Genomic DNA, 25,763 nt, shown 5'->3' on the forward strand with positions numbered 1-25,763 from the left:
TTGTTGAAGCCGACATCGCTTCGGCGGGAACGCATCCCAACCTGGCATTGTTAGCTATCAGCGCGCGGAAATTATCAAACCGTAGCGTTCGGGCACAGCAAGAGCGAAAACGCGCTTAAGCTGACGCTTTTGCCTGGTCCTTCCGGCCTAATAGCGCATACGACCACTTTTCTTTATAATGGGCATACTGCTGATGCTTGGGGGACTAGTCGAAGCAGCGGGAGTGTGCACCCTCACTGGCGAGATGCTGTCGCTGCAGATACCGAACAAGGCGAACGAAGGAGCGCTGGATGATCGTCTCGGTGTCGTTGACGATCTGGAAGGGCCTGGCCGAGCTCCGGCAGAGAATCGTCAAATCGGCCTTCATTACCGCGTCGAATGTCGGTCCGGCGTCCTTTGATTCCAGCCATTTCGCCAACTCGACTGCCGCCGTGGATAACGACAGCCCTTGTTGCTTATAGAAGTTCCCGAGCACCCGGTTTCGGATTGTTATTGAGCCCAGTAATTTTGTATGGTTGTGCAATCCGATGGCGTCCGTGTCCCCAGGTGAGTCCTCTTCCCACATTTCCCAGAAGAATCGGACGGTTTCAAAGACCTTCCGGACATATTTCGCCCGCCCTGCTGTTTCCGGCATTTCATAGGGGGAAGTCAGCCGACGGAGCCCGTCATGTTGGGGCGTGACCACCTCATCCGCCTCTATACCGGCCAACAAGCTTTCCGCTTGATCAGATCCAATGTGCAACCGGCTCTGAAAAATGGAAGCCGATGGCCTTTGTTCGTCGATAACGATGGCTTTGGCCTGAGCGATCAGGTCTTGCGAGATGTTGCTACTCTACCCCTTGAAGAGGCGGGTATGCAGCTAGGGAGCGCAAATACACGACCACACAAATCCAGACACGCGACATGATGTTAGGCAACGACTTCTTCGACGGTATTGTTAAACGTAATTTGCGTATCGATCGGGATGTGATGAATTTGATCAGCGGTGATGCGGCCAGCTATCAGGAGGGCCCAATCGGCAAGGATCCGGCTCCCGACCTTCTCGGAATAGACAGACCCGCCGGCCGGGCGAGCATTGATTTCGAGGAGCTTCCAGCTGCCATCATTGTGGCGGCGGAACTGGACGTTGATCACTCCGTTCAAAGCAAATTGGTCAACAAGCTCAGCGACATATTTGCCAAGGGAATGGTCGCTCTGGATGCGCTGAATGTTGCCGTTAATCTTCGTGCGTGCAGCATATTTGAGCATCACGCCCTTATGGCAAAGCACGTCGAAAGAGATTTCAGGACCGGGTAGATATTCCATCAAGACGAGTTCCTTGATGGGGGATTCCTTCTCCTGTTCGCGCAGAGCAGCGATATAGAGGTCGTTGCGGATCATCCGGGCATCTGGGTTGTCGAGATGACTGGTAGGCTTGCCCTGTGTGAGTTTCCAGAATCCAAGCCCGTTGACCCCATTGCGGGGCTTCACGCAGGGTGTAGCGCCAGGCTGGTTGGTCTCCGGAAATGTTGCGATCGCCCTTGAAAGAGCATCGCTGGAGGCGATTGCGCGTGTTGGGAGATGGTATGGGGAATGCTTCGTCGCTTGAGCGAAGCCATATTTGTCCTCGAGCAGCTCTAGGACCGGTATGATGCCGGGGAGCACGACCTGACAGGGAAGAGTGGCTTGCGCGATGAGGCTGCGGTGGCGGGTAGGCACGAATATGTCGATTTTATTGGCGACAATAGTTTCGTGAACCCAGGCGATATATTCCTCGCCTTCGACCTTTGGTTCGACCCACGTTTCAATCGGGCCAGGCCGCTGGGGCATGCCTTCGCCGACGCTGGCAAAGATTTCCAGGGAGGGTTCTGCCGTCATGATGGCGTTAGCGATAGCTGCGAGGGAATAACCGCGATTGAACCAGATACGCATTATGGACTTTCAGTTTTCGGGAGGTAGGTCGCCGTTATGGCAGGATGTTTGCCGTGCGAGCGGCTTTGAGCCAGAGTGGGAACTCCGACAGGATACGATCATAGAGGTCATCGTCCGAAATTTCTGATAGGTCGTCGACGCTGAAGAACCCGGCATTGTCGACGACACGACCGGTGATCGCGTCGAGCTCGCGCAGCACACCATAATTGGCTTTTCCGACGCCGATGAATTGCCAGAAAATTGGCTTCCCTGATGTATCCCGAAGAATTTTCTGGATGACCTTGGAGGTTGAGCCGTCAATCCCGCCGTCGGTGAGGAATATGATGAACAGCGGGGTGCTTCGTTTCTGAGGCTGCTGTTCCAGAATCGCATTCATGATGACCGGCTCATTGTTGCCGTAGCCGATCGATTCCCCACCCGTTTTGGCGTCCCCGCCGAAGAATCCTTTCTTGCCGGTTGGCACCGCGCCGATTTTTGCACCCGGCGAAGGGAGGGTCCGTGTTGTCCGTCGTCAGAACATTTGGCACACGTCGCGTCGTAAATTAGCGGAGTGCGGGCCTCGTCTTGGGGTTGATGTTAAGCGGCGAGCCTGCGGTGTTGCAAGCGCCGATATTCGATGGTCTTTCGCTTGATCCTTTCGCGCTGTTTGATGATGGCGGGAGCCCTGCCGAGGTAGGCGTCGGCGGGCGTCACGTTGTTCAGGCTCTCGTGGTAACGCTGGTTGTTGTAATGCTCGACGAAGGCCTCGATCTGGGCCTCAAGGTCGCCGGGCAGGAAGTAGTTTTCCAGCAGGATGCGGTTTTTCAGGGTTTGGTGCCAGCGCTCGATCTTGCCTTGGGTCTGGGGGTGCATCGGAGCGCCGCGTACATGGCTCATCTTCTGGGCATCGATGTATTCCGCCAGTTCGCCCGCGATGTAGCTGGGGCCGTTATCGCTGAGCAGCCTGGGCTTGTGCAGCACGGTGGCGCTGTCGCAGCCGGAAGCCTTAAGGGCCAGGTCCAGCGTGTCGGTGACATCCTCGGCGCGCATGTTGGTGCACAGTTTCCAGGCGATAATGTAGCGCGAGAAGTCGTCGAGCACGGTCGACAGGTACATCCAGCCCCACCCGATGATCTTGAAGTAGGTAAAATCGGTCTGCCACATCTCGTTCGGACGCGTGGTCTGGGTATGGAAGCGATCGGCGGCCTTGATCACCACATAGGCCGGACTGGTAATCAGATCGTGGGCCTTCAACAGGCGGTAAACGGTGGCCTCCGACACGAAGTAGCGCTTCTCGTCGGTGAAGCGCACCGCCAGTTCGCGCGGTGACAGCTCGCTGTAATCCAGCGCCATCTCGACGATCTGGCCCTGGATATCGTCGCCGATGCGGTTCCACACCCGACTCGGCGCCGATGGCCGATCTTCCAGCGCCTCCGGCCCGCCTTCGACGAAGCGATCGTACCAGCGGTAGAACGTCCGGCGGGGGATGCCGAGTTTGTCCAGCGTGTGCTTGGCGGGCAGGTGCGACTGCTCGACGATCCGGATGATCTCGAGCTTTTCGGATGCGGGATACCTCATTCGTCGTCGCCCCCATCCGCGATCATGCTTTTTTTAAGCAGGCGGTTTTCCAGCGTCAGGTCGGCCACGCATTCCTTCAGGGCACGGGCCTCGCGGCGCAGATCCTGCACCTCGCCAGTGGTCGCAGCACGGGCGGTGTCACCGGCCAGGCGCCGCTTGCCCGCTTCCATGAACTCCTTCGACCAGGTGTAATACAGGCTTTGGGCAATGCCTTCCTTGCGGCACAACTCGGCGATGCTGTCCTCGCCGCGCAGACCGTCCAGCACAATACGGATCTTGTCTTCGGCTGAGAAATGGCGCCGGGTCTGCCGCCGGATATCCTTCACAACACGCTCAGCAGGGGCCTTTGTCGGCGAATTTTTCAAGGAGGGTTTGGGCTTCATCTTCGTTCCTTCGTCACTACGACGAAGCCCAAACCCTCCTTAATTTACAACCTCAAATCTGTGCCATTGGTGCTGACGGCGGACAGGTTGCTGTGAGATCCTCGACCTGCTTGCATCGGGATGCATAGAACCAGGTCGCCATGCTGCCGTCATCGTCGAGGCGCAGAGCGACAGGAGCAATCCGTTCCACCGTTTCTTGGACGACGCCCTTTGAGTAGAGGCTCGCCATCGAGCCGCTGGCGTCGATGACGAAGGTGATCTCGGCCTTCTCATGCTCGATGCCCAGCTTCTTGAGCGAAATGCCGACCTTTTGTTTGCGCAGATCAACTTTGGAAAGCGAAACGGGGGAAGGGGAAGGGGCGGCCGCAGCTGGAGCCGCGGGAGTGGGTTCATCAGCAACATCGCCACCAAAGTGCTTCACCAAGGCAGCTAAGCCGCCGTTGAAGCCCTGCACGATCGAACCCAGGCGCCAGTCTCCACCATGGCGATAGAGCTCGAGCAGCATGATGGCCTTCTCGTCGCCAAGCGATGCCTTGGCATCGATCGTCACGCTACCGATCTCGGCTTTCAATACCCCTGCCTGGCGCAGCGGGATGGTATCATGGGTTGCTGTAATGGTTACCCGGTGGATATCGGCCGGGAGGCGATCGAGGTCGACACTGATTGTTGTCGTCTCACCGCTCTTGGCAAAGGCTAAAGCGCCCTCGGGGCTGCGCTCATTACTGAAGAGAACCACATAGCGATCGTCCTCGATCCTACGATCCGAGTTCAGCCCGAAAGCGGCAATGTCGATATCTGCTGGGGCATGAGAGGCCGTGATACGAATCTGACGGCTGGACGAAATGTCGGCGATTTGGCGCTTTTCGCCAGGCTGCATCAGGCTCATATTTGCCCCTTGTCATATTTGGGTGAAAACAAAGACACGCCGGGCGATTATGACGCCCGGCGTGTTCAACAAAAGGTGCGGCACTTGATGCTGGCCGCTAATCTGGTTTAGCCCAGATTGACGCCCATGCCGCCGGCGAGGCCTGCCAGGCCGCTTTCCCAGCCTTCGCCGATCGCCTTGACCTTGATCTCGCCCTGAGCGCTGCGATAGAGCTCGACGAAGATCATGGCGGCGTTGGTGCTGCTGTCTTCGGACAGGTCATAGCGGGCCAGTTCCTTGCCATCGGCGTCATTGACGACGCGTGCATAGGCGTTTGAGACCGAGCCGAAGTTCTGACGCTTCTCGGCGCCATCATGGATGGTGACGGCGATCACGACCTTCTTCACGTCGGCCGCCAGCTTGGCGAAATCGATCTGGATCGTTTCATCGTCGCCGACACCGTCACCCGTGCGATTGTCGCCGCCATAGGTCACTGAACCGTCGGGCGAGACCTTGTTGTTGTAGAAGACGAAGTGCGCGTCGCTCTTGACCTTATCATCCTCGCCGAGAACGAAGGCGGAGGCGTCGAGGTCGAAGGAGTCGCCGTCGGTCTTGCGCACATCCCAGCCCAGACCAACGGTCACGGACGTGAGGCCAGGGGCTTCCTTGGAGAGCGAGACGTTGCCGCCTTTGACGAGTGAAACAGCCATTTTGGATCCTTATAAGAAAGCGAAGAGGGGAAGGGCCGGATTGCTCCGGCCCTTCGAGGCATCAGCCTACGCTGACGCCATAATTGGTGGCGAGGGGCCCCAAGCCGCCCTTGAAGCCTTGGCCGACGGCACGGAACTTCCAATCGGTGCCATGGCGATAGACTTCGCCCAGGATCATCGCGGTTTCGACCGAAGCGTCTTCCGACAGGTCATAGCGAACGACTTCGGCGCCGGACTTCTGGTTCACCAGGCGAATGAAGGCATTCGAGACCTGGCCGAAGCTCTGGTTCTTCGTCTCGCCGTCATGGATGGTCACGACGATCGCGATCTTGTCGATGTCGGCCGGGATCTTGGACAGCGTGACCTTGATCTGCTCGTCGTCGCCTTCGCCTTCACCGGTGCGGTTGTCGCCCTGATGCTCAACGCCGGCCACGATCTTGTTGTTGTAGAACACGAAGTCGCTGTCGGTGCGAACCTTGCCGCTCGCGGCGAGCAGGAATGCCGATGCGTCGAGATCGAAGTCAGAGCCGTCGGTGGCACGTGCGTCCCAGCCCAGGCCGATCATGATCTCGTCCATGGTCGGATCTTCTTTGCTCAGGCTGACGTTACCGCCCTTCGAGAGAGAAATTGCCATATTCAAATAGTCCTTTCAGTGGTTGGCGGGAGTGTTAGCAGGGGCGCATTACCGCCGTATGTGCCCTGCGTTTCGTTCAGGCTTTACGCTTGAATTCGATTTTTCCTTTACTGACATCCCAGCTACCATCCGGATGGAGCCGGGGGCTCTTTTCAGCCGCGATAAAGGCGCGGCCGCTTTTGCCATATGTCTCGACATGCTCGATGCTGATCGTGTGATCGATATCGAGATGGGTGATGGCGACCCAGTATGACGTCTGCACAGGATTGAGCAGAGGAACCGTTACCTCGCTGCCGTCCTGGGCCTGGAAGATCATCTTGGGCTTATAGCTGGCGAAAGATCCGGCACCGTTACCAACAGCGCTGTAGGCAGCGAAGAGTGCATATCTGAGTTCGTTGGGGCGATGAAGAACGATCTCTTCCTCACCAGCCTTCTGAGAATCGCCTGACAAGGTGATGTATGGCAGACCGTGGTCGCGGCCGAGGTCCTTCCAATAGACCTTGCCGCATGTTCCGTCTTTGAGGACATAGAAGCAATAAAGGTCGAGGTCGCCCTCGCCTTTGCCGCGCCCATCCCAGACGAGCTTCGCGCTAATCCGGCCAGCATCCTTGCTCAGGCTGACCTTTTGCGACTTTTCAAGTGTCACCTTTTTTAGCGACACTGAGGGCGTAGGGCTGGGTGCCTTGGGGGGAGCAGGGGCTGCGACAGGCTCATTGGCGCCTTCAACGTCGACGCCAAAAGACGTTGCTAGCGGACCAAGCCCGCCGTTGAAGCCCTGACCGACGGCCCGAATTTTGAACTGGCCATTGCGGCGGTACACTTCAACCAGGATGAGCGCCTGTTCGGTCATGCCGAGAAGCGGGATCACATAGCTGGATGGGCCAGCGGTAATGGTGAGTGTCTGGAGATCGGCGAGACGTTTGTCCGGATCGCTCGAGGTGTCGAGCGCGACGCAGAACGCAATTGTCTCAATGGCCGAATTCAGGCGGGCAAGATCGAGCGCATAGGTTGCTCGGCGCGCGGCCTGATTGATCTCAAGGGATACGCCTTCGACGGCCGTCTGGCCGTAAAAAACCATGCCGTCATCGCCTTCGACCTTGCGGGAGGCGTTAAGCAGATAGGCGGAGACGTCGACCTCGGCTTTGCCGGGGGCCGCGGCCCATGCAATCTCAACAAAATTGCTTTCAAGCGGCGCGTTTGCGCCTTTCTGAAGCTGCATCGATCTGAAAATCCTGGAAAGTGGGGACGCAGCCGGAGCTGCGTCCCATTAGGTTTTACGTGGTTTGCGCGTTGGGGACGGCATTGCCGGTAGGCCGAGCGGCCGGTGCGCTATCACTTTCGGCACCATTTTCGGACGAGGTGTGGACGTTGGTCACGACATTGCCGGTAGGCAGGATCGCGTGTGCAGCACCATCTTCGGCATATTCATCGGGATAGAGCTTGCGATGACGGACCGACGCGTAGAGCGACACGACAATGATCAAGGCACCGATGAGGCCGGTGACAATTTCCGGGGTTTCGATGCGAACGCTCAGAAGCATGATCGCCGCCAGGGCGATGATGGCATAAAAAGCGCCGGGTTCGAGAAAGCGGAATTCGTTGAGATGTCCGCCACGAACCAGCGCGATGGTCAGCGAGCGGACGAAGAACGCACCGATGCCCAGACCAAGTGCCATCAGGACGATGTCATTGGTGATGGCAAAAGCGCCGATGACGCCGTCGAACGAGAAGGATGCGTCCAGGAATTCGAGATAGACGAACGCCCCGGCGCCGCTGCGAACGACCTGGCCGGTGACGGCATCTTCTTCACCACCGATGAGATCGCCGAACTTCTGAACGGCGAGGAAGGTGACGATGCCTGACAGACCTGCCCACAGGAATGTTTTCTGTTCTTCACCATGGATCAGGAAGGAAACCGCCACGATGATTGCGGTTGCCGCGATATAGGGCGAAAATGGGATCCTGGCGAAGGCGCTCAATGGCTTTTCGATGAAGCCAATCCAGTGATGTTCGCGATCTTGGTCGAAGAAGAAACTCAGACCCACCAGCAGCAGGAAGGCGCCGCCGAAGCCGGAAATGCCGATATGTGCGCCCGTGACGATCTCTTCGTAGCGGATGTGGTCAGTGATCGCGATGCGGGTCGCTTCGACGGGGGATACCCAGGCCGAGATCGAGACAATCAGGATCGGGAAAACGATACGCATGCCAAAGACCGCGATCAGAATGCCCCAGGTCAGGAAGCGGCGCTGCCAGACAGGGTCCATGTCCTTGAGTACCGAGGCGTTGACCACGGCGTTATCGAGGCTGAGCGAGGTTTCCATAACGCCGAGCACGGCGGCAAGAAACACCATCTGCAGCGCGGGGCCGAGCAGCCCGGTTTGATTATATCCAAGAAGGCCCGCCAGGGCCAATGCGACGATCGTAAATCCGATCGATCCGTAGAAATTCTTCATTATTTCCCCTATCAAGGCTGAATTACTCAAACCCTGTTAAATTGCAGGAAAGTAGGCGTGGATTTTCCGCGCCTGCCGGCTTTTAATCCTTACTGCCGGCCGTCCATCTCAATTTGATGCCGATGGCCTCAGCGAATGGTTTTTGGCTCGAATAATATTGCATATGGCGATCCATCTGCAGCGAACCATTGACGTTCTCGATGACCGCGATGCCGCAAAGGCGGCAATTATCCTTGCCTTCATCGAGCCGAACTTCAATCTCAGGTTGGCCTGGGACGGTCATTTTGACGATGCCATCGGTCTGTTTCCAGTTGACTGCCCCGTCGTAGATCAGAGCAAAAACGCCGATACGCTTGATGTTATCGAAGAATTTGCCGTTGACCCGGATCGTCTCACCGGCGGCAACAGCCCCGGTGCGATCGTCGCCCGAAAGTTCGATCCATGGTTCGGAATCGAAATCGCCGAAATTGCCGCCAAGGGCCTGGATGCAGCCCTTGAAGCCGTCCTTCATCTCGAACAGGACGCCCAGATCGAGATCGAGGCTCTTTCCCGACCCAAAAAGGCCGCGCTTTTGCTGCTGCTGGCTCCAGTTGAGGTTGAGAATGATCTCACCGAACGAGGAGCCAGATTTTTTCAGGCTCACGCGGGCGTTGGATTTTTCCAGGGTCACCTTTTTCAAGCTCACCGGTGCTGCCGTGGGCGGTGGCGGTGGCGGCGGCGGAGGTGGAGGTGGGGCAGGCGAAGCCGGACGCGACGGGCTGGGGCTTGGCGCAGGTGCCTCGACCTCACCACCGAAATGGGTGATCAGGCTAGCGAGGCCACCGGCAAAACCGGCGCCGATCGTACCTACGCGCCAGCCAGAGCTATGGCGATAGATCTCGATCATCATCACAGCCTTCTCGTTGGTGAGGTGCTCGGCGACGTTGAACGAGGCTTTGATGCCATCGATCGAGACGATCAGCGGTCGCGATTCCGCGATCGGACGGGCGTCATGGGTGGCCGTGAAGACAATACGATCAATCGACGCGGGCAACTTGTCCAGGTCGAGATTGAACAGCGCCGTGTCTGAGGAAGGCTGAAGGACGATGGCCCGTTCAGGGGTCGCGGTGTTGGAAAACAGCACGACATAGCGGTCATCGCCGATCGTGCGCTCTTTGTTGAGCCCAAAGGCGGCGATATCGACGCCGTCCATTCCAAAATCGACTTTTACGGCGCACGCATTGGCAATGCCCAGATCCGACAGGCCGCGTTTTTCACCACGCTGTAATAGCATTTGGTCCCCCTATAGAATTGGGGAGAGAGCATAGGCTCTCCCCCCTGAAAATTGATCAGACCAGTGCAGCTGCTGCTGGCGCGAGGTCTCGAACCGTGCGGCCGCCTGCGCGCTCACCCAGGGCCTTGAAGGTCCATTTCCCGCCATCGCGCTTGATCGAAGCAAGAATGAAGCCGGTATGCGGGCCGGTATCTGAGATATCGAAACGAGCCAGCTCACGGTTGGTGCGGCCATCAAGGACGCGACCATAGGCATTCTTGACCTTGTCGAAGGTCTGGCCACGGAAGCTGTTCACCGTCAGCACCAGCGATTCAACCTCGAGAGGGAGCTTGTCCAGGTCGATGGCGATGGATTCATCGTCGCCATCGCCGTCGCCGGTGAGGTTGTCACCGCTGTGACGGATGGATCCGTCCAGGCTTACGAGCTGCCCGAACCAGACATTGTCCAGCACTTCCTTGTCGGCGTCGAAAACGATGCAGGAGGCATCAAGATCGATGCTGCCACCGCCACCGCCGCCCAGAACCTTGCCGAAAAAGCCGCTCGAGGCCACGTCCCAACCAACGCCCAGAATGATCCGCGTCAAGGCATCGCCGCCTTCCTTCTTCAGGCTGACGGAGGCGTTCTTAGCAAGGGAAATGGTCATAAAATTCCTTTTTCTTTCATCTACACATAGATGCTTGAAACCATGAAATGGCTAATTATTGCTAAATACTTTGATCCAACATACCGTTATTGCAAGCAATATGTTGATGCCTGTATGGTATTTTGGCCAATAAATTTTACATATTTCTTTCACTTTAGAATTTTCGTATGCCTTCATCAGTTCAGTGCTCGCCCTGCTGTCAATCCAATTGCTTGAGCGCGATCAACTGGGACAGGCCGTTGCTGCCAGTCTTGGTCATGATCGCGGCCCGATGATCCTCGATTGTCTTCGAGCTTAGCCCCAAAGTGGCGGCTATCATTTTGTTGCTCTGCCCGATGACAAGCAGGTCCAGCACCTCACGCTCTCTTCGCGTCAGGCGGGCGACTCGCGCGTTGATCTCATGCTGGCGTCGGCTCCAGGCTACACCTTCGGCGACAGCATTGAGCAGGCGTTCCTCGTCGAGCGGTTTTTCAAGATAATCCAGCCCGCCATAGTGGCGCACCGCATCGACCGCATTAGCGGTCGTGGGCCAGGCAGTCATGAAGATGATCGATGCGCCAGGATCCTGTGCACGAAGCGCATCGGCGAAGCCGAAGCCGTCCATATCTCCCATCATTATGTCCGAGACTATGCAATGGGCAGGTTCGGCGGCATAAGCTTCCAACAAGCGCTGCGGCTCTAGGAACGGCTCAGCTGCATATCCATTGCGGCGCAGGAGCCGCGCCACGGCATTGCCAAGGTCGCGGTCGTCGTCGACCACATAAACCAGCGATATCTCATCCTGGGTTAGGGGCCCATCAGTCATTGATCGGCCCTGCGCGTGGGAGGGTAATGCTATAGGAGGCGATGTCATTGGTCGTATCTTTCCTCGTGAGCTTGCCGCCATGCGCCTCAAGGATTGCGCGCGCGACCAATGTGCCGACGCCCATCCCAGGATAGACTTTCAGGTCAGATCCGATGGTGTTGCTAACAGTGAGGATGATCTGTTCATCCAAGCCAGCCGCGTCCACGCGGATTATCTTGTCAGTGGTTGCGCTGATGGCATTACGTACGAGATTGACGATAGCCTGGACCAGCTCGATTTCCTGGCCCATCACAATCAGGCCCTTTTCGATCGGACTGACGATAAGCCGGAAGCCATTTCGCCGCGTTTCTGTTTCAATGATGGCGGCCATATCTGCGACCAGCGTTGCGACGGCGATCGGGGATGGTTCGTCAACGGCTCTCCCGCCAAAGCGACGTAGCCGGCGAATCATGTCGGATAAAGAGCCCACTTTGCGTTCAAGCAACGCGGCTATATCGCTGATCTCCTCTCTGCTCGCAGCAGCATTCAGGCTTAGAGCTGCGAGATGGCGGCTTTCGATGGAGAGAGTGGAAAGAGGCTGGCTGATTTCGTGAATGACCGCCACTGACATGGCGCGCAGGGTCTTGAGCCGCTCCGCCTGATAGAGCAGCCGGTCGCGTTGTGCGATGTTCTCGAGCGCCTGGCGCTGAGCGTCCGTGTAACTGCCGGCCAGGTATCCAGAGATAGCCACGGCTGCGAGACCCATATGCAGCGCGAAGCGCGTTGCGATGTCCACCGTGTCCTGTGAAATCGGCAAAGCGATTACGGCGGTAATGACAATCGCTACCCAGGCAGCCGGGCGTCCACAACGCAATCCGACCCAGGCTGTGGCAAGCATAACCGGGGTCAGGAGCAGGCCCAGATTGGCTTGTGAAGCGGCCAGGGCAAAAGCCCAGCCACAGCCAAATAGGATCGCACCTTCTGCGATGCGCGGCATTGGCACGAAGTTCGTTGGTTGCTTGTTTGTCAGTTCGCGGGCCAGCATCAGCAGAGGCGGTGCTAATAGCATGACGCCCAAGAGATCGCCTACCATGAAGGCGGTTGCCGTGGTTAGATGTGGCTCAGAGGGCAGGCCATGTGCCCGCCCCGGCCGCAACAACTCAGATGCCAAGCTGATGATGGCAGCGCTGATCGGCGCGAGGACACTCGCGAGGGCGAAGGGCATGGGCGGTGTGGCGATATCGGCCCCGCCCCGGCGAACTATCCAGCGAACCAAAATGATAACCAGCCCGTAGGTCAGCGGGGAACGTGCCACGCCTACCATCTGGTCGATCATGTCCGGGCTGCCAGGTTGAATGATCCCAGTCATAAACTGGACAAGCAGTTCAATGCCGATAACAGCTGGAAGCCAGCGTGGCCCACCCCACCATAGCAACGCGAAGCGTATCCCTGCAGCGGGATAGAAAAGGCTGTAATAATAGCCGCCTCCCCAGAGCGCTGCGAGATGATGGGCGAGGATGAACATCAGCCCATAGGCTATTGCCAAGGCGCCGTCTCGCCACCCCAGCGTCACCCTGTGGGGTAACAAAAAGGACAGGCGAGAAGGGGTGAGTGCAGGCATTCTCTGCACCATGTCTAAGCATTACGATCGTGCCAAGCCGGGAAATTCCCTGCCCTTGGCTTAAAGCTGCGATCAAGGAACGGTATCCGGGAATAATCCGGATAGCGCCGCTGACTGGCGTTCCTTAGAAATTTCGACGCGACCCAAGGGGTGGCTTTTTGCTTGCCCCACTGAACCCGGCTGTAATGGCCGGGTTCTTTGTTATCCGTTACGAGATGGGCACATCCTCGGTGTTGGAAGAACTGTTCGAGGCACGAACCTAGCATTTCGGCCTTTTGCTTGAGGGTAGCTATCTCGAGGAGATTGGCCACAGCCAAGAAGGGGCATCCAGCTTTTTCCTTGATCTATTTGGGATGAGGGATTGATCAATCGACCTTCGATAATCCGTAGATGGCTCGGAATTACATTGTTTCCCAGGCAGAATTAGGCGAACGACAAAATTTGCGTATCGGAGACTGCTCGCCTGACCCGTCAATAATCGAATAGACACTGCGACATTCACGGTCGTTTGTAATGGTGGGATTGCTCGCGACGGAATAACCTTCCTGATCGCCGACGCTCCACCGCTCCGGCATTCCCGAAGCAACTGAATTCTGCTCAGCCTCTGCGATTTCGGAGATGTCGAAATTAAAGCGCTGGTTTGGAGCGGCACTTGAGGGAGACTGCCTGATGTCGGGCACGGCGGTCTCGACAGCCTCCACCGTATCTGATGCTTCGAGAGGCGCTACTTCGGCGTCGCGGGTTGAAGATTCCAATTTTATGGTTTGGGTCATTTCTGGCAGGTTCTCTGCGGCCGTGGCTACGGCTTTGACACCGGAGGCTAGTCCCAGGGTCTTTGTTCCAAAAAGGACCGGGGCGGCGAGGAAACCCAACACGGTGACGGAGATGGCTGCTGGAAAGAAGAAGCCATAGCCTCCGTCGGATTTGGGGGCCTTGCATCCTTTGCAAACAAAAACGCGATCATGGCGAAAGCTGTCGCGGGTGCCCACGCTGCGTCCGCTGTTTTTGGTCAGCCCCCAGTGGGTCCGAACGGAGCTGGTGGATTTTCTTCGAACTTGAACCTGGCGCATATCCGTTTTCGGACGGATTATGTGGCAGGTCGCACATTCAGTCTCAGCAACGCGTGTCATTCATTCCCCTTCAACAGCATGGTCCGGACCGTGATTTCTATGCCGCCCTAATGATCTTATTATTGATAAATTGTTATTGGACCAGATCTACCATTTGCGGTTGACACATTCGACTATCTGCAGCGCATCTTTGCCCTCCATAACAGAGTCAGTTTTAACATGGCACTCCCCGATGAAACTTTCCATTTTGATCGGGTCTTCAATCTGGAGGTCCCTTAGAACACTCATGTTGTGATCAATTTCATCAACATTGGTGTAGAATCTGTGACCGCGTTCGCGGATTCCAATCGCGTCACCGTCTTATCGTCCAACTTTTATCGTACATCGCACCGGCTGATTGGCCTTGGCGGCTGTCTGTTCACACACGGAGATGACCTCCCGATTGTCATGTCGCATCTTTGCGGCATCGATAATGGCCTGCCACGCATCAGGATCGCCTGCGCGCATCAGGCGGACGCCTGCATCCCACAATGTCGGCTCACCAATGATATGCGCGGCCATGTTTTCGGGCATATGCCAGCTTGTCGGCAAGGCGCGTAGGATGACACCGGGAAGGATCGCCCATAGCAGGCACCCGGCCATCAGGCCGCCGCTTGCAGCCCATGTCAGATGCCTGCGCTGCTCGCCGGCCCCGCTGATGACGCGGACAAGCGAATGGATGATTCGCGCGGCCTCCTGATGCGCCTCGCGCGCCTCCCTGAGCGTCGCCCTGTCGGTCGCGCGGGATGTCTGTGACGCTGCGTCCATCCGCGCTGCCAGTACTTCCGGCGTCAACTGCATGGCGGGCTTCCCGGCGATACCGGCCAGCCCCTGGACCACGGCGGCAAGGCGGGTATTCATCTGCCCCAGCGTGGCGCTGTAATCGGGAATATCGATGCTCGCCCGCTCGGCCGCCAGATGTTCGACCGCCCGCGCCATCATCGCGATCCGGCCGTCCAGCCGCGCGAACGCCTGTGCGGCAGACTCTTCCTCGGGTTCGTTCAACAACGATTGTTCGTCATCCATGTCGTTATGCTCCTTTCTAGCGGCTCATGCCGCGACCGATGTCGCGGCCGTGTTCGAAGGGGATTGAGGCCGCGAGATCGCGCGACAGGCTGCGGGCCTGGCTCTCACCTCGCTCAAGCCCAAGTTCGCGGCTGCGCAGACCCAACACGGATTCAAGCTGGGCGTCGCGCTCCAGGCTTTTCGCCATGCCAGCCATCTGTTGCGCGGTGCTCTTTGCGCCCTGGAGATTGCCGTCGCGGACCAGTTCCTCATGGTGGCGTTGCAACTGCTGCCAGCCTTCCACGAAGCGGTCGGCGCGCTGGAATGGGTCTATGCGGATTTCCACTTCCAATTGCATGGCCCGCAACGCGGCCTGGCCGCGACCTTCCGCAGCCTCGCGCATAAGTTCCGGGCTGCGCTGGAAGACCGCGCCAAGATCATCGGCGGCATGGGGTCGGATCGCATCCAACGCCTGTGTGGCGCGGTCCAGCGCTGCCTTCTGGTGCGGCATGACGGCCAGGCCGGAACCACGCATCCGCTCGATTGCGTCGAACGCTTTGGCGTAGCGCTCGATCGCGCCGCGCGGGCCGGTCGCATGGACGGACTGCATCTGCGATTGCTCGCGATGCGACGGCTCTTTGGGACGAAAGCCCACGAACCTGTCCGCCTCACGCTGCGGCGCGCTCTTCGGCCGGAAATTGTCGAACATCCCGCGCGCCTTCTCGGGCACCGTGCGGATGATCTCGGCGACGCGCTCGCGGACCGTGATCCCGCGCTGCTCGGCAAACGTCTTTGCCGGATCGCCGCGCTCGTAATCGCTGGCCATATCCTTGGCCCGTTCGCGCGACAGGGTGCGAACCAGCCGCGACTGATCGGCAAAATCGTCACGACCATAATGAAGGGCCACGCCGTCCCGGTGGCGCGACAGGCCGACATAGGCACTGTGGCGATCCATGCCCGGCGTCGCCAGCACATGAGCGCGGTCCACGGTCATGCCCTGCGCCTTGTGGATCGTGGCGGCATAACCATGATCCACGTCGCGATAGTCTTTGGTGTTGAACGACACGGCACGTCCGTCATCGATGCGGACGGCCATGTGATTTTCCCTGACCTGCTCAAGGGTGCCCAGCGTGCCGTTCTTGACGCCAAGCCCGCGCTCGTTGCGCAGGAACATGACCCGGTCGCCGGATGCAAACTGGCGCTCGCCGCGTTCGACTTTTACCCGCACGTCCTCGCCCAATGCGCCCGCCTCGCGCATCCGCCCGCGCGCCGCTTCGTTGAGGGCGCGGACCTCGGCATTGGTATGGGTGAGAATGATACGGCTTTCGCCCGGATTGGCCTGCCGCTGGCGGTCCCAGCGCTCGACCAGATCGCTGCGTGCATCCTCGCGCGTGGCCGCCTGATGTACCACGCCCTGCGCGCCATATTCGCGGATCGCTTCTCCTGTCCGCCCGGTCGCCAGATGCCGGGTGGCGTCGCGCTGCCAGTCGATCCGCTGGCGGCGGACCTGTGTGATCTCGACGCCGCCATGGCGTTCGTGGAGCGAACGGAACGCCGCGCCGGCCTCGATCGACTGCAACTGCTGCGGATCGCCGACCAGTACGACCTTGGCCCCGGCGTCAGCGGCGTGGGACAGCACGCGCTCCATCTGGCGCGTGCCGACCATGCCCGCCTCGTCGATCACCAACACATCGCGGGGGGTGAGAGGATCACAGCCCTGTGCCCAGCCATGCTCCAGGCTGGCGATCGTGCGTGACGCGATGCCGGAGCCGTTCTCCAGACCCTCGGCGGCAATGCCCGACAGGGCCGCGCCGCGCACATTGAGGCCCGCTGACTCCCAGGCCTCGCGCGCGACCCCCAGCATGGCGCTTTTGCCGGTGCCGGCATAGCCAATAACGATGTTCAGCCCGGCCTTGTCGGTCACATGGTCGAAAGCCGTGCGCTGCTCGCCGGACAACAATAGGCCGCGCCGCTCTGCGCGATCCAAGGCGGTTTCCCGGTTGCTCTTGCTGACGCGGTGCCGTTCGCGCTCCGCCAGCAGTTCGGCGGCGCGGTGCAACCGCTGCTCGGCCTCGATCATATCGCGCGAGGTGAAGCGCTCTTCGCCGCGCCCGTCCTTGCCCAGCGCGATCATGTCGGACGACGCGCGCACCGCCGTCATCGCCGCGTCGAACTGGTCCTTGCCGTCACTATGGCTGTGCACGAACATCGCCAGGTCGCGGTGCGTGAAGGTGGCCTGTTGGTGGGTGATCGCATCGAGCGCGACACGCGGGTCCTGAATGATGTGCTCGCCATTGCGGCGGGCGATCGCGCGATGATCCTCGATCCGCTCGGACTCAAGACCACGTTCCCCCCTGCGCGATGCCGCCGGGCCGATCTTGTCCTGCGGTTCAAGGTCGATGCCCTGATCGTCAAGGCTGCGATGATCAATGCGCGCGTCGATATCGAGTTCGGCCAGGCGAGCGTTGGTATGATCCGCCCAGCGCTCGCGCCATTGTTCGACCAACTCCGCGCGGTTCCAGTCGCGGACCTTTGCGCCAAAGCCATCCTCGCCCACTTCCCGCATCGTCAGCATCACATGGGCATGGGGTTTGGCGAGGCCGTCCGCGCCAATATCCCAATGCACATTGAGGTCGGCGATCATGCCGCGTTCAACAAACTCGACCTGCGCAAAATCCCGTGCCAGTGCGACACCCTGTGCCTGGGTCATTTCGCGCGGAAGGGCGAACTCGACCTCACGGGCAAGCTGCGCGTCCTTGCGCTTCTCGGATGCCTCGACCTCGTTCCACAGCCGCTCGCGATCGGACAGATGTTCAGGCGCGCCGTCGGGCAGTAGTATTTCGCTATGCACGACGCCCGACTTGTTGGTGAAATCATGGGTGCGATCCAACCGCTCGTCGTGCAACTGCTCGGCCGATCGATAGGCGGCAGCCGCCACGGCGCTGCGCCCGCTGGCGCGGCTGATGACCTTCACGCTGAAATGGAAAATTGCCATGATGGCAATCCATCTACACTTCAGAAGTAACGTCGGCACGACGTATAAGCGCGCCCTCCACCGAAAAATTCCGGTGAGGGACTAGGCGGTGTCAGACTGTCCCGGCGACTCTACTGCATCGCCGCCGTGCTTCTTTTATCATGGGCGCATCGTCACTCAATGGAGACTTATGATGCGTAAACCTCGTGACTTTGATTCGGAACTCAAAGCGCTTGCCGACAAGGCCCGCCAACTCAAGGAACGCCGCGTGCGTCAACTGGGTGAACTGGTCGTCGCCACCGGTGCCGACACGCTCGATACGGACCTGCTGGCCGGAGCCTTGCTCCAGGCCGCGTCCATGAAGGACGCCGCGACAAAGGAGGGCTGGCGCAAGGCGGGCGCGGCCTTCTTTCAGGGCAAGCCAGTCCAGCCTGCGCCAGCAGCTCAACGCCAGCCGGGCGGCACTTTACCGCTCGACGGCGGCGCGGCATCGACTTGAGGCACGAAAGGCGCGAACCGACATGCGCGAATGGCAGGTCAAACGCCGCGAACGGACGCGGCACCTGATCGAATTGGGCGGGCTTGTCACCAAGGCGGGGCTGGTCGATCTGACCGATGATGATCGGGCGACGCTCTATGGCGCGTTCCTCACCGTTGCGGACAGGTTGCGTGGCGAGGAGCGGAGCAACGCGCTGGCGCTCTGGCAACGTAAAGGCAAGCGGGCGTTCGAGGCGGAGCAGAAAGTCCCAACGCCCGACAGCGTAGCGTGAAGACATCTCAGTCGCGGAAGGCGGCCCAGACATTGGCGCATTGCCGTTGCCGTCGCGCCCATCGGCACTTGATGTCGAAGGACAGCCGATGTGCCAGCGATGGGACGCGCCAGCCGCAGACGATGTAGGTTGCCCTGTTTATCCGCCGCCGCGCAGCGCCTCGGCTTATGCACAGCCGCTGGGCGATTTCTTCGTCCGTGCGCCCATGGTGGTTGAACAGCAGCCAGGCGTCCTGTGTGAGCGGCGGCAGACTATCGAACCGTTCCTGCATCTGCCTCTGTGTTTCGGACAATGGCGCGTCGTTTCCATCGGGTGCGGGGCGGAATCCCTCTTCATCGGGCAAGGGGCGGCGCCGAACCGGTATGATTGAATAGCCGTCTGGATAGTGCCGATCTGGTGCGACCCTGTCGGCAAGCCATTCTTCAAAGGGCCGCCATCCCGAATAGCGGATCTCGCGTTGCACGCGGTTAAGTCGGCGTCGCAATAGTCTGCGCCATGGCGGAATATGCCGCCAAAGCTCGGTCGTGGCGATCCCGCGCCTGCGTGATCGCTTCACCGCCTTGCGCAAAACGAGCGGCAGGGTTGCCACAATGTGCGTCGCGACCGTCTCATGATCGGCCTCGATCGGTTCCGATGGATCGGGCCACCGGATCGTGCCGGTGTAGCCGCTTTCGGCAAGGATCTGCTCGGTCCATGCGCGATAGTGCTGGCGCACGCGCTGTTCCAGCGTCGCGACGGCAAGGCCGCCTCCGTCAGGCGGGAAGCGTTCCGGCGCGCTGAAAGCGCTATGGGCATGGATCATGCGCCGCGCCTCGGCGAGGCACAGCGCGATGCTGGACGTCTCGGTTGCCAGCATTTGTGCCATCACCGCCGGATCGACATCGTAGAAATTACGAAGTCGAAACAGGATGCGCGGCAAGGCGGGTAATGCCTGCATCCCGGCCAGCCACCGCTCTTCATAGCTGTGCATGATGCTCTCGCTCGTCAGAACCGCATAGCGGGTGTGGCAGGTCCAGCGGGACTAAGTCTTCCAGTCGCTCGCGGCACATGTCCTGCACCAGCCGTTGCAACACAGCGACGCGCTCCATCGTCCACGCCAGTTCCTCGGCGCTGATGCGGTAGCTGTGACCATAGCGCACCTCGACATAGGCACGGCGAAGGCAGCTAAAGGCGCGCCGCTCGAATGATGTTTCGCGCGGCCATGCGGAGCAAAGCCGCGTGTCCAGCGTTTCGGCGACCTCGCGCAATTGGTCCAACGCGTGCGTCCGCACGCCGTGAAGCGTCAGGGACCACGCCACGCACTGGTAGAGATGCTCGCACGCCTGATGCAACAGCAGCGCCGCCATGGGCGCGTTGCCGCGATCCTGAAAGAAGGCCGCGCCCAAGAGGAAATTGCTGGCCCGGCCATGCCAGCGCCCATATTCGGCCAGCCCCCGTGCGCGGCGTTCCGAAGCTGGCAAGGGCCGGGCCGATTTCAGTCGCGTGCCGTCCAACGCGTAAAGCGCGATGCCCTCGGTCGCGACCGTGATGAAAAAAGGGATACCCTCGGTCAAGGCGCCGTTGACCTGCTCCAGACTGTGGACGGCCAACCGTACCGGATGCGCGATCTCGCCAACTTCCCACGCGCGGCGCAGCCTGTCGCGCACAAATCGCCAGTCCTGTTCCCTGCGCGCCAGCCGAGGATGGTTGACGATCGCCAACAGGTGGAAGGCCTCTCCGGGCACAATATTATGCCAGTCGGGCCGGGTCTGGGGACCGTGCAGGATCAGCTTGAGAATGCGGCCTTGCCTGTAACGGTCGGACAACCTGCCCTTGGTCGTTTCGGCGAACGTCTCGAACAGCATGGCCGTGATGCGGTGGAGGTCCTGCCGCATCGGCCACGGCAAATGCTCTATGTCGGTGCGCACCATCATGACCGCGCCTCCCGGCGTTCGCGACGCCAGCCGTTTGGTCGGGGATGGCCGGTCACGGCATGCACACGATCCAGCAGCGCGCGCAGCAGTAAGCGGACCTGCGTTACCGTGTAGCCACCATCATCGGGCTCCGGTTCGCCAAACAGGCGGACCTGGTTCCATTTCCAATAGGGCGTGAGGACGGTCGCCAGTCGCGCCATGTCGGGGCATTCATGGCCTAAGCCCGTGGCGTTGGCATAGGCTAACGATCTGGCCACGCGCAGGCCGATATGGCGCGCGTTCCAGTCGTCCGGGAATCCAACATCCAGCAGGTGAGAGGACAGCGCAAGTTGGGCGGTTATCCCTGCCCTGTAGAGATGGTTATGCCAACTGGCGCTTGTCGCTGGCTCTCGATCAGGCAGGAACTCCTCGGCGACATGATAGCGGCGGCGGCTCAATGCCCGTCCTTCCTTGGTCCGGATGATCGTCACGGGTTCATCGCCATAGTCCTGATGGAGCGACGTCAGAGCATGGCTCCAGGGCGAAGTCACAGGCATGGAAACCGCTACGACAGGCGCGGCGGTGAGCGCGCGCAATAGAGCGCGACGTGACGTGGTGGGGCGAGGCTCAGTCATATGTACCTCCATCCCGCATCCAGAGGTGGGCGGAAGCATGGGGCGGATGCGGCACGGTCCCGATACTCCCGTGCGATTCGTGTCCTACTCGCTGTCCGACGCGCTGCGACGGAGACCTTGCGTAAATATACGACATCGTTTATCGCATAAACGATGTCGTATATTCAGATAAACGATGGCGTCAATAGGAAATGCTTGGCTGGCGATACCATCGCCGATAGCCACGACGGCATGGGACGCCCGCCACTAGGATTGAAGCCGACGACGATCAGGCTGTCGCTGGATACGATCCAGCGGATCGAAAAGCTGGTGGGCAATCGGCGGCTCGCTGTCTTCATCCGCGAAGCTGTCGAGAATGAATTGGAGCGCCGCGAAAATCCGAAGCCGCCGGAAGCGTGATACGCTTGCGGCGGTTTTTTCGAAAAGCAGGTGAGCGGCGTTTCGGCTTTTATAGGACCGGAGGCTGCGGGAAGCCTCCGGTCATTGAGCGTCAGGCGGCTTGAGCGATTGAGCCAGCCTCGGACGCGCGCTCTAGCGATTCTGCATCAAATGCGCTGGCGATCCTGTCCCACCGCTCAACAGTCCCGACGCCGGCCCGTTCGGTATAGGCGCTCGGCGGGAACGCCATCCAGCGCGGCACCCACCCATCCACTTTCGTGCGTCCGCCCGTTCCGGCAAGGCAGTCGCGTATAATCTGGCGCTGCACCTTCCCACTTTCCTTCGCATTGGCAGCGGCAACCTCATCGCCCGCGACCTCCGCGACGATCCGGCCGATCACTTCGCGATCACGAACAAGTTCGAGCACGGCGTCGTCAGCCTGCCAGACCGGGGCGATGTCGATACCCAGATGCACGCCCAGAAGTTCGATCATCTCGCTGCCTGCCGCCAGCGTCTCGCCCATCACGATGGCGAGAACGTCCAGCACCGCTTCATCGGGCAGGGTCATCAGGTGGAGGAATAGAGCAGGCAGGCCATAATCGCCTGTATAGCCATCGGTAACAGTCGGCGTCTCTGGATCGAAGTCCAGCATGGCCAGCACTGCACGGCGTTTGGCGTCGATGATCGCTTCTGACGCGCTGCCTTCTACGCTCTCGGCAATCGCGTCATTATGAGCGCGCTGCCGTTCCACATCGATCCTCCAAAGGGGTGATCCGACAATGGCATGAGCGACCATTAACCGCAGGGCTGTCGACGGCTGCGATATTAGCGATGCCCGAACGGCGGCATGGCGGTGCAGATCGATATAATTCTGGATCGGCGCGCTGATTTCGGGTCGGCCCGGCTTGGTGGCTATTTCGCCCTTCTCCCGCTTCCGGGCCTCCTTGGTCGTGATGTAGCCTTCATGGAAAGTGACATCACCACGATGGGTGATGACCACGAAGACTTTGCCGCCCTTCTTCTTGGGGCAGCGCTCATGCTCCCATCCATGGAAATAAGCGCCTTGCTCGAGAATGACCACGTCCTCCCATCCCGCTTGGCGATAGGCTTCGGCCCGTTCCTCGACCGCTGCCATCTGTACCGTCCAGAAATCGGCGGCACAGGCGAAATAGCTGTCCTCGCCGAATAGGTCCGAGACGATCTCGCCGCTGTAGTTGGTCATGTCGAATAGCGCTGTCTTGGTCGAGATGCTCGTTCCGCCACATAGCCAGGCCTTTAGATTCTGGCCGGTGTGCGCGTGCTGGAAATCGTCGTCCAGCAGGGCCAGCCACTCGCGCTGTTGCGCTTTCGAGGCGAGAGTCAGATGTCGGACGGTGATGGCATCGATCTTTTCGGCCCGGTAGAGGCTGCGGATGCGGGGCATGAGATTGCCCAAGGCGAGGGTACGCTTCACCTGTAGGCTGGTGAGGCCAAAGGTCAGCGATATATCTTCCACGCTGCGCCCTTCGCGCACGAGTCGGGTGAAAGTTTCGTGGCGGGTCATTTCGTCAGGATCGAGCCGGGCGATATTTTCAATGAGTGACGTTTCCAGCGCCGCCGCATCATCCCCTGCTTCCATGACGGCGCAGGGCAAGGGATCGATGCCGTCATTCTCCTGCGCTACCGCCAGTGCCGCATGATAGCGTCGCTTGCCCGCCACGATCTCGTAGGTGTCGGGTGATCCATTCTGTCGGACGATCAGCGGCACGAGGATGCCCCGCGCGCGAACAGACGGCAGGATGTTGGTAAGATCAGGCTGCTTCCTGATGCCCCGCATGTTGACGGGCGAAACCGAGAGGCAGGCGATGTCGATATGCTTGAGTTCCATGTCCTTCACTCCTTGCCAAAACACCGGCCCCGGAAAGCGGGGAGGGCGGCAAGAGCGACCGGAAGGCCTGTCGGCAGAGGTGGGCTGCATCCGTAGGACCGCAATGGATATGGAGGACCTGGCGCGCAGTGCCGGGTTGCGGCCCGCCGCGACGGGCCTACAGGGCAGCGACCGCCCACACCGCTTGTCGGAGCCATGCCAACCTCATCGCGCCCGGCACGATGGCCGCCAGGAGCGGCAAAGCTGCTCCAACGTCAGTGATCGTCACGCCAAAGGCGACGAGACGGCGCATAGCACCGGCTCGGTGGAGCGAAGCGAAGTAGAGCGCGACCGCGCGGACCGCGCGGAGACACCAGGACATCCCTCATTGCCGAAAATTGGGAAAGGCTCTGCCTGATCATCATGTCAGGTCATGCGGCCACATACGCGCACCATGGATCACACGGAGAATCCGTACGGTATTACCGACAATCTGATAGGGCGCGACATAGGGCGTTCGGGCAATCACCAGTTCCCGCGTACCCTCCACTCGTCCGATCCGTCCGCTTTCCGGGAAATCGATCAGTCGTCCGGCGGCGGCCTCGATGCGGTCGTCCACCGTGGCCGCAGCTTGGGGATCGTCTTCGGCGATCCAGATGAATATGTCGAGACGATCGGCGGCCGCCCGTTGCGACCAGACGAGCTTCATACCGGTTTGATTCCCTTTCGAGCGTTGGCGCGCAGTTGGGCAAACCGGCCGGCAATTTCGTCATTGGGAATATCGGGCCGATCATCATCCAGCGCTTCCTGCACGCGCGCCCTGAACCATTCGTCATAGGCGCCTTGCTCGACCAGCAGTTCCATCGGCGCAGCGCCTTCGCGCGCGGTTCGGGTGAGCAGGATTCGGACGGCATCCGAAACGGTCAGGCCCATTTTCTCGAATATGGCTGCCGCACGCTCCTTAACGTCCGCATCGATTCGGGTCTGGATCAGCGCATTATTGGCCACAGGGATGTCTCCTTCCCCCTCAATGTAATGCAATTGCATGACCTTTGCCAGTGCGAGATGCTCTGGGATGGCATGAGAAAAGTACGATCGGCGCTACAGTGCCTACCCTCTAAAGTCGAGACAGCTGCAGATCACTGGCATGGCGGGCTGTCTGTGAAGGAACCGCTATGCCTTGCGAATCGGACACATTGCAAACCGTCTGCGACTGGGTAAAACCCTCGTCATGTGGCCGGAACAGGTCAGCCAAGGCACGCTACGCGTGTGATTTGCTCGCCAATTGCCGTCTTTGGTTGTCCACGACCCGTTAGCCGTTCGTAACCCGACAGTCGGCACAGGACAAATTCCCGGTTGTTCTTGCGCGAAATCCGCTCTCTCAAAGCCGCCATTCCTTTCAGCGCTGTCAATGGGCAAGCCTGGCCGATAGGCGAATGTCTGGTTCGGAGCGCAGATACAGAGATAGCTGCCGCTCACGCAGCGTCGCCTGCCGCACAATCGGACACGCCGCTTATCGGCAGGGAACGGCCGGTTCCGGGAGTCTCGCCATCCCGGCAATCACAATCTGTCGGTCAGCATAGCGCTTCATCCGCCAGCACCCGATCAACATAGTCGATCGGATATTTTCTCTGAACTCTTGATCCAGCGAGCGCGCGACGGACTCAGTTCGTTTGGTTCCTAAGTCAACGCCCCGCCGCCACCGCCGCATCGTGCGTCCAGTGGAGTAAGTTATGAGCGCCGTTGTCGGCGATCCAATCGTAGGCCCTAGCGCCATGACTTAATTGCATGACCTGACCCTGCGGCGCGATCGGAACCCATTTTGGCCACGACGCAAGCGGCGCACCAAGGCGCAGGAAGATGCGCCATGTTCCATTGAACCATTCGTAGATACGAGGACGCATCTGCGCGTCATATCCAATCGCCATCTGATCGAGCGGGTTTGGTCCCTTGAGGGAATACCCGCTGCGCGGACAATTGCAGTTGTTAATGTAGACTGCCAGCAACCCGTTACCGCGTGCAACGCTTTTCGCTATCTCGTAACGCACCCAGGGCCGGTTCCAGGTTTCGTAACCTGCCAGAACGCAAGTTGCCGAAGTGCCTTCCAGCCCCTTGTCGATCATGCCTTTCAGCGCACCCGGATTCTTGAGCTTGGCTTCCTCCCATAGGCTGCGATCCTGCGGGGTCGGAAGCCGTTGCTTGTCCACGGGGCGAAACTGGCCAGCCTTTCGGATGTGGTTGACCCGGAAGATGTCCGCGTAGTGGAAGGAGTAAAAGACCCGCCTGATCTTGGGCATGGGCTTGAAGTTGGCAAAGGGGT

Annotated in this window: 27 protein-coding genes; 3 read left to right on the plus strand and 24 right to left on the minus strand. The window is 59.7% G+C overall.

The window, feature by feature from the left end; all coding sequences use genetic code 11:
• Positions 1–205: 205 nt before the first annotated feature.
• The 16 genes from WFR25_RS10520 to traA form a co-directional block, all read right to left on the minus strand.
• Positions 206–823: a DNA translocase FtsK gene (locus WFR25_RS10520; protein ID WP_473829117.1), complete on the minus strand. Its 618-nt coding sequence runs from the start codon at positions 821–823 to the stop codon at positions 206–208.
• Positions 824–909: 86 nt separating this feature from the next.
• Positions 910–1,911, minus strand: coding sequence for an ATP-grasp domain-containing protein (locus WFR25_RS10525; protein ID WP_336970774.1), 1,002 nt, complete (start codon positions 1,909–1,911; stop codon positions 910–912).
• A gap of 34 nt (positions 1,912–1,945) precedes the next feature.
• The gene (locus WFR25_RS10530; protein ID WP_336970775.1) at positions 1,946–2,374 is read right to left on the minus strand and encodes a VWA domain-containing protein; all 429 of its coding nucleotides are present in this window, start codon (positions 2,372–2,374) and stop codon (positions 1,946–1,948) included.
• Between the two features lie 113 nt (positions 2,375–2,487).
• A protein-coding gene (locus WFR25_RS10535) for an IS3 family transposase (RefSeq protein ID WP_336967452.1) occupies positions 2,488–3,851 on the minus strand; the annotation gives its coding sequence in 2 pieces (ribosomal slippage) (positions 2,488–3,501 and positions 3,504–3,851; 1,362 coding nt in all).
• Between the two features lie 52 nt (positions 3,852–3,903).
• Entirely contained in the window at positions 3,904–4,737 is an 834-nt protein-coding gene (locus WFR25_RS10540) for a TerD family protein (protein ID WP_336970778.1), read from the minus strand.
• A gap of 107 nt (positions 4,738–4,844) precedes the next feature.
• On the minus strand, positions 4,845–5,426 hold the full coding sequence (locus WFR25_RS10545; RefSeq protein ID WP_336970780.1) for a TerD family protein: 582 nt from the start codon (positions 5,424–5,426) through the stop codon (positions 4,845–4,847).
• 61 nt (positions 5,427–5,487) lie between these two features.
• Positions 5,488–6,060 carry a TerD family protein gene (locus tag WFR25_RS10550; protein ID WP_336974844.1) on the minus strand — a complete coding sequence of 191 codons (573 nt, stop codon included), beginning with the start codon at positions 6,058–6,060 and terminating at the stop codon, positions 5,488–5,490.
• A 76-nt stretch (positions 6,061–6,136) separates the two neighbouring features.
• A complete protein-coding gene (locus WFR25_RS10555) occupies positions 6,137–7,279 on the minus strand; it encodes a TerD family protein (protein ID WP_336970782.1) in 1,143 nt (380 codons plus the stop codon).
• 55 nt (positions 7,280–7,334) lie between these two features.
• Entirely contained in the window at positions 7,335–8,513 is a 1,179-nt protein-coding gene (locus WFR25_RS10560) for a DUF475 domain-containing protein (protein ID WP_336970784.1), read from the minus strand.
• Positions 8,514–8,595: 82 nt separating this feature from the next.
• The gene (locus tag WFR25_RS10565; protein ID WP_336970786.1) at positions 8,596–9,786 is read right to left on the minus strand and encodes a TerD family protein; all 1,191 of its coding nucleotides are present in this window, start codon (positions 9,784–9,786) and stop codon (positions 8,596–8,598) included.
• 55 nt (positions 9,787–9,841) lie between these two features.
• Positions 9,842–10,429: a TerD family protein gene (locus tag WFR25_RS10570; protein WP_336970787.1), complete on the minus strand. Its 588-nt coding sequence runs from the start codon at positions 10,427–10,429 to the stop codon at positions 9,842–9,844.
• A 199-nt stretch (positions 10,430–10,628) separates the two neighbouring features.
• Positions 10,629–11,234 carry a response regulator transcription factor gene (locus tag WFR25_RS10575; RefSeq protein WP_336970789.1) on the minus strand — a complete coding sequence of 202 codons (606 nt, stop codon included), beginning with the start codon at positions 11,232–11,234 and terminating at the stop codon, positions 10,629–10,631.
• A complete protein-coding gene (locus tag WFR25_RS10580) occupies positions 11,227–12,759 on the minus strand; it encodes an ATP-binding protein (protein ID WP_336970790.1) in 1,533 nt (510 codons plus the stop codon). The genes WFR25_RS10575 and WFR25_RS10580 overlap by 8 nt, the downstream gene beginning before the upstream one ends.
• Positions 12,760–13,235: 476 nt before the next feature.
• Positions 13,236–13,964: a hypothetical protein gene (locus WFR25_RS10585; RefSeq protein WP_336970792.1), complete on the minus strand. Its 729-nt coding sequence runs from the start codon at positions 13,962–13,964 to the stop codon at positions 13,236–13,238.
• Between the two features lie 300 nt (positions 13,965–14,264).
• Positions 14,265–14,969, minus strand: a complete 705-nt coding sequence (locus tag WFR25_RS10590) for a DUF6118 family protein (RefSeq protein ID WP_336970793.1) — start codon at positions 14,967–14,969, stop codon at positions 14,265–14,267.
• 16 nt (positions 14,970–14,985) lie between these two features.
• Positions 14,986–17,943: a Ti-type conjugative transfer relaxase TraA gene (gene traA, locus WFR25_RS10595; protein WP_336970795.1), complete on the minus strand. Its 2,958-nt coding sequence runs from the start codon at positions 17,941–17,943 to the stop codon at positions 14,986–14,988.
• A 172-nt stretch (positions 17,944–18,115) separates the two neighbouring features.
• On the opposite strand from traA, the gene WFR25_RS10600 reads away from it, so the two are divergent.
• Complete coding sequence (locus WFR25_RS10600; RefSeq protein ID WP_336974846.1) at positions 18,116–18,421, plus strand: conjugal transfer protein TraD; 306 nt, start codon at positions 18,116–18,118, stop codon at positions 18,419–18,421.
• A gap of 22 nt (positions 18,422–18,443) precedes the next feature.
• Entirely contained in the window at positions 18,444–18,692 is a 249-nt protein-coding gene (locus tag WFR25_RS10605; RefSeq protein ID WP_336970797.1) for a conjugal transfer protein TraD, read from the plus strand.
• A 7-nt stretch (positions 18,693–18,699) separates the two neighbouring features.
• On the opposite strand, the gene WFR25_RS10610 is transcribed toward WFR25_RS10605, so the two are convergent.
• The 3 genes from WFR25_RS10610 to WFR25_RS10620 are packed head-to-tail and all read right to left on the minus strand — an operon-like array spanning position 18,700 to position 21,219.
• Positions 18,700–19,662: an RNA polymerase sigma factor gene (locus WFR25_RS10610; protein WP_336970799.1), complete on the minus strand. Its 963-nt coding sequence runs from the start codon at positions 19,660–19,662 to the stop codon at positions 18,700–18,702.
• Positions 19,649–20,605: a HEPN domain-containing protein gene (locus WFR25_RS10615; protein WP_336970800.1), complete on the minus strand. Its 957-nt coding sequence runs from the start codon at positions 20,603–20,605 to the stop codon at positions 19,649–19,651. Before WFR25_RS10615 ends, WFR25_RS10610 begins: the two co-directional genes overlap by 14 nt.
• Positions 20,602–21,219 carry a hypothetical protein gene (locus WFR25_RS10620; protein ID WP_336970802.1) on the minus strand — a complete coding sequence of 206 codons (618 nt, stop codon included), beginning with the start codon at positions 21,217–21,219 and terminating at the stop codon, positions 20,602–20,604. The genes WFR25_RS10615 and WFR25_RS10620 overlap by 4 nt, the downstream gene beginning before the upstream one ends.
• A 195-nt stretch (positions 21,220–21,414) precedes the next feature.
• Here WFR25_RS10620 and WFR25_RS10625 point away from each other — a divergent pair, with 195 nt between their 5' ends.
• A complete protein-coding gene (locus WFR25_RS10625; RefSeq protein WP_336970803.1) occupies positions 21,415–21,618 on the plus strand; it encodes a hypothetical protein in 204 nt (67 codons plus the stop codon).
• Between the two features lie 91 nt (positions 21,619–21,709).
• On the opposite strand, the gene WFR25_RS10630 is transcribed toward WFR25_RS10625, so the two are convergent.
• The 5 genes from WFR25_RS10630 to WFR25_RS10650 form a co-directional block, all read right to left on the minus strand.
• Entirely contained in the window at positions 21,710–23,464 is a 1,755-nt protein-coding gene (locus WFR25_RS10630; RefSeq protein WP_336970805.1) for a ParB/RepB/Spo0J family partition protein, read from the minus strand.
• Between the two features lie 157 nt (positions 23,465–23,621).
• Positions 23,622–23,825 (minus strand): hypothetical protein, encoded by a 204-nt coding sequence (locus WFR25_RS10635; protein ID WP_336970807.1) that lies wholly within the window; start codon positions 23,823–23,825, stop codon positions 23,622–23,624.
• Between the two features lie 39 nt (positions 23,826–23,864).
• Entirely contained in the window at positions 23,865–24,152 is a 288-nt protein-coding gene (locus WFR25_RS10640) for a type II toxin-antitoxin system RelE/ParE family toxin (RefSeq protein ID WP_336970808.1), read from the minus strand.
• On the minus strand, positions 24,149–24,451 hold the full coding sequence (locus WFR25_RS10645) for a type II toxin-antitoxin system RelB/DinJ family antitoxin (RefSeq protein ID WP_336970810.1): 303 nt from the start codon (positions 24,449–24,451) through the stop codon (positions 24,149–24,151). Before WFR25_RS10645 ends, WFR25_RS10640 begins: the two co-directional genes overlap by 4 nt.
• A gap of 677 nt (positions 24,452–25,128) precedes the next feature.
• Positions 25,129–25,740, minus strand: a complete 612-nt coding sequence (locus WFR25_RS10650; protein ID WP_336970811.1) for a TIR domain-containing protein — start codon at positions 25,738–25,740, stop codon at positions 25,129–25,131.
• Positions 25,741–25,763: the final 23 nt, after the last annotated feature.

The sequence above is a fragment of the Sphingobium aromaticiconvertens genome (genome assembly GCF_037154075.1).
GTDB lineage: Bacteria > Pseudomonadota > Alphaproteobacteria > Sphingomonadales > Sphingomonadaceae > Sphingobium > Sphingobium aromaticiconvertens.

Excerpts from the sequence above, each read along its gene's own strand:
- WFR25_RS10525 (WP_336970774.1), bottom strand. The coding sequence starts at position 1,911 with ATGCGTATCTGGTTCAATCGCGGTTATTCCCTCGCAGCTATCGCTAAC.
- WFR25_RS10540 (WP_336970778.1), bottom strand. The coding sequence starts at position 4,737 with ATGAGCCTGATGCAGCCTGGCGAAAAGCGCCAAATCGCCGACATTTCG.
- WFR25_RS10545 (WP_336970780.1), bottom strand. The coding sequence starts at position 5,426 with ATGGCTGTTTCACTCGTCAAAGGCGGCAACGTCTCGCTCTCCAAGGAA.
- WFR25_RS10550 (WP_336974844.1), bottom strand. The coding sequence starts at position 6,060 with ATGGCAATTTCTCTCTCGAAGGGCGGTAACGTCAGCCTGAGCAAAGAA.
- WFR25_RS10555 (WP_336970782.1), bottom strand. The coding sequence starts at position 7,279 with ATGCAGCTTCAGAAAGGCGCAAACGCGCCGCTTGAAAGCAATTTTGTT.
- WFR25_RS10560 (WP_336970784.1), bottom strand. The coding sequence starts at position 8,513 with ATGAAGAATTTCTACGGATCGATCGGATTTACGATCGTCGCATTGGCC.
- WFR25_RS10565 (WP_336970786.1), bottom strand. The coding sequence starts at position 9,786 with ATGCTATTACAGCGTGGTGAAAAACGCGGCCTGTCGGATCTGGGCATT.
- WFR25_RS10570 (WP_336970787.1), bottom strand. The coding sequence starts at position 10,429 with ATGACCATTTCCCTTGCTAAGAACGCCTCCGTCAGCCTGAAGAAGGAA.
- WFR25_RS10575 (WP_336970789.1), bottom strand. The coding sequence starts at position 11,234 with ATGACTGATGGGCCCCTAACCCAGGATGAGATATCGCTGGTTTATGTG.
- WFR25_RS10585 (WP_336970792.1), bottom strand. The coding sequence starts at position 13,964 with ATGACACGCGTTGCTGAGACTGAATGTGCGACCTGCCACATAATCCGT.
- WFR25_RS10590 (WP_336970793.1), bottom strand. The coding sequence starts at position 14,969 with ATGGATGACGAACAATCGTTGTTGAACGAACCCGAGGAAGAGTCTGCC.
- traA (WP_336970795.1), bottom strand. The coding sequence starts at position 17,943 with ATGGCAATTTTCCATTTCAGCGTGAAGGTCATCAGCCGCGCCAGCGGG.
- WFR25_RS10600 (WP_336974846.1), top strand. The coding sequence starts at position 18,116 with ATGCGTAAACCTCGTGACTTTGATTCGGAACTCAAAGCGCTTGCCGAC.
- WFR25_RS10605 (WP_336970797.1), top strand. The coding sequence starts at position 18,444 with ATGCGCGAATGGCAGGTCAAACGCCGCGAACGGACGCGGCACCTGATC.
- WFR25_RS10610 (WP_336970799.1), bottom strand. The coding sequence starts at position 19,662 with ATGCACAGCTATGAAGAGCGGTGGCTGGCCGGGATGCAGGCATTACCC.
- WFR25_RS10615 (WP_336970800.1), bottom strand. The coding sequence starts at position 20,605 with ATGATGGTGCGCACCGACATAGAGCATTTGCCGTGGCCGATGCGGCAG.
- WFR25_RS10620 (WP_336970802.1), bottom strand. The coding sequence starts at position 21,219 with ATGACTGAGCCTCGCCCCACCACGTCACGTCGCGCTCTATTGCGCGCG.
- WFR25_RS10630 (WP_336970805.1), bottom strand. The coding sequence starts at position 23,464 with ATGGAACTCAAGCATATCGACATCGCCTGCCTCTCGGTTTCGCCCGTC.
- WFR25_RS10635 (WP_336970807.1), bottom strand. The coding sequence starts at position 23,825 with ATGTCCTGGTGTCTCCGCGCGGTCCGCGCGGTCGCGCTCTACTTCGCT.
- WFR25_RS10640 (WP_336970808.1), bottom strand. The coding sequence starts at position 24,152 with ATGAAGCTCGTCTGGTCGCAACGGGCGGCCGCCGATCGTCTCGACATA.
- WFR25_RS10650 (WP_336970811.1), bottom strand. The coding sequence starts at position 25,740 with ATGCCCAAGATCAGGCGGGTCTTTTACTCCTTCCACTACGCGGACATC.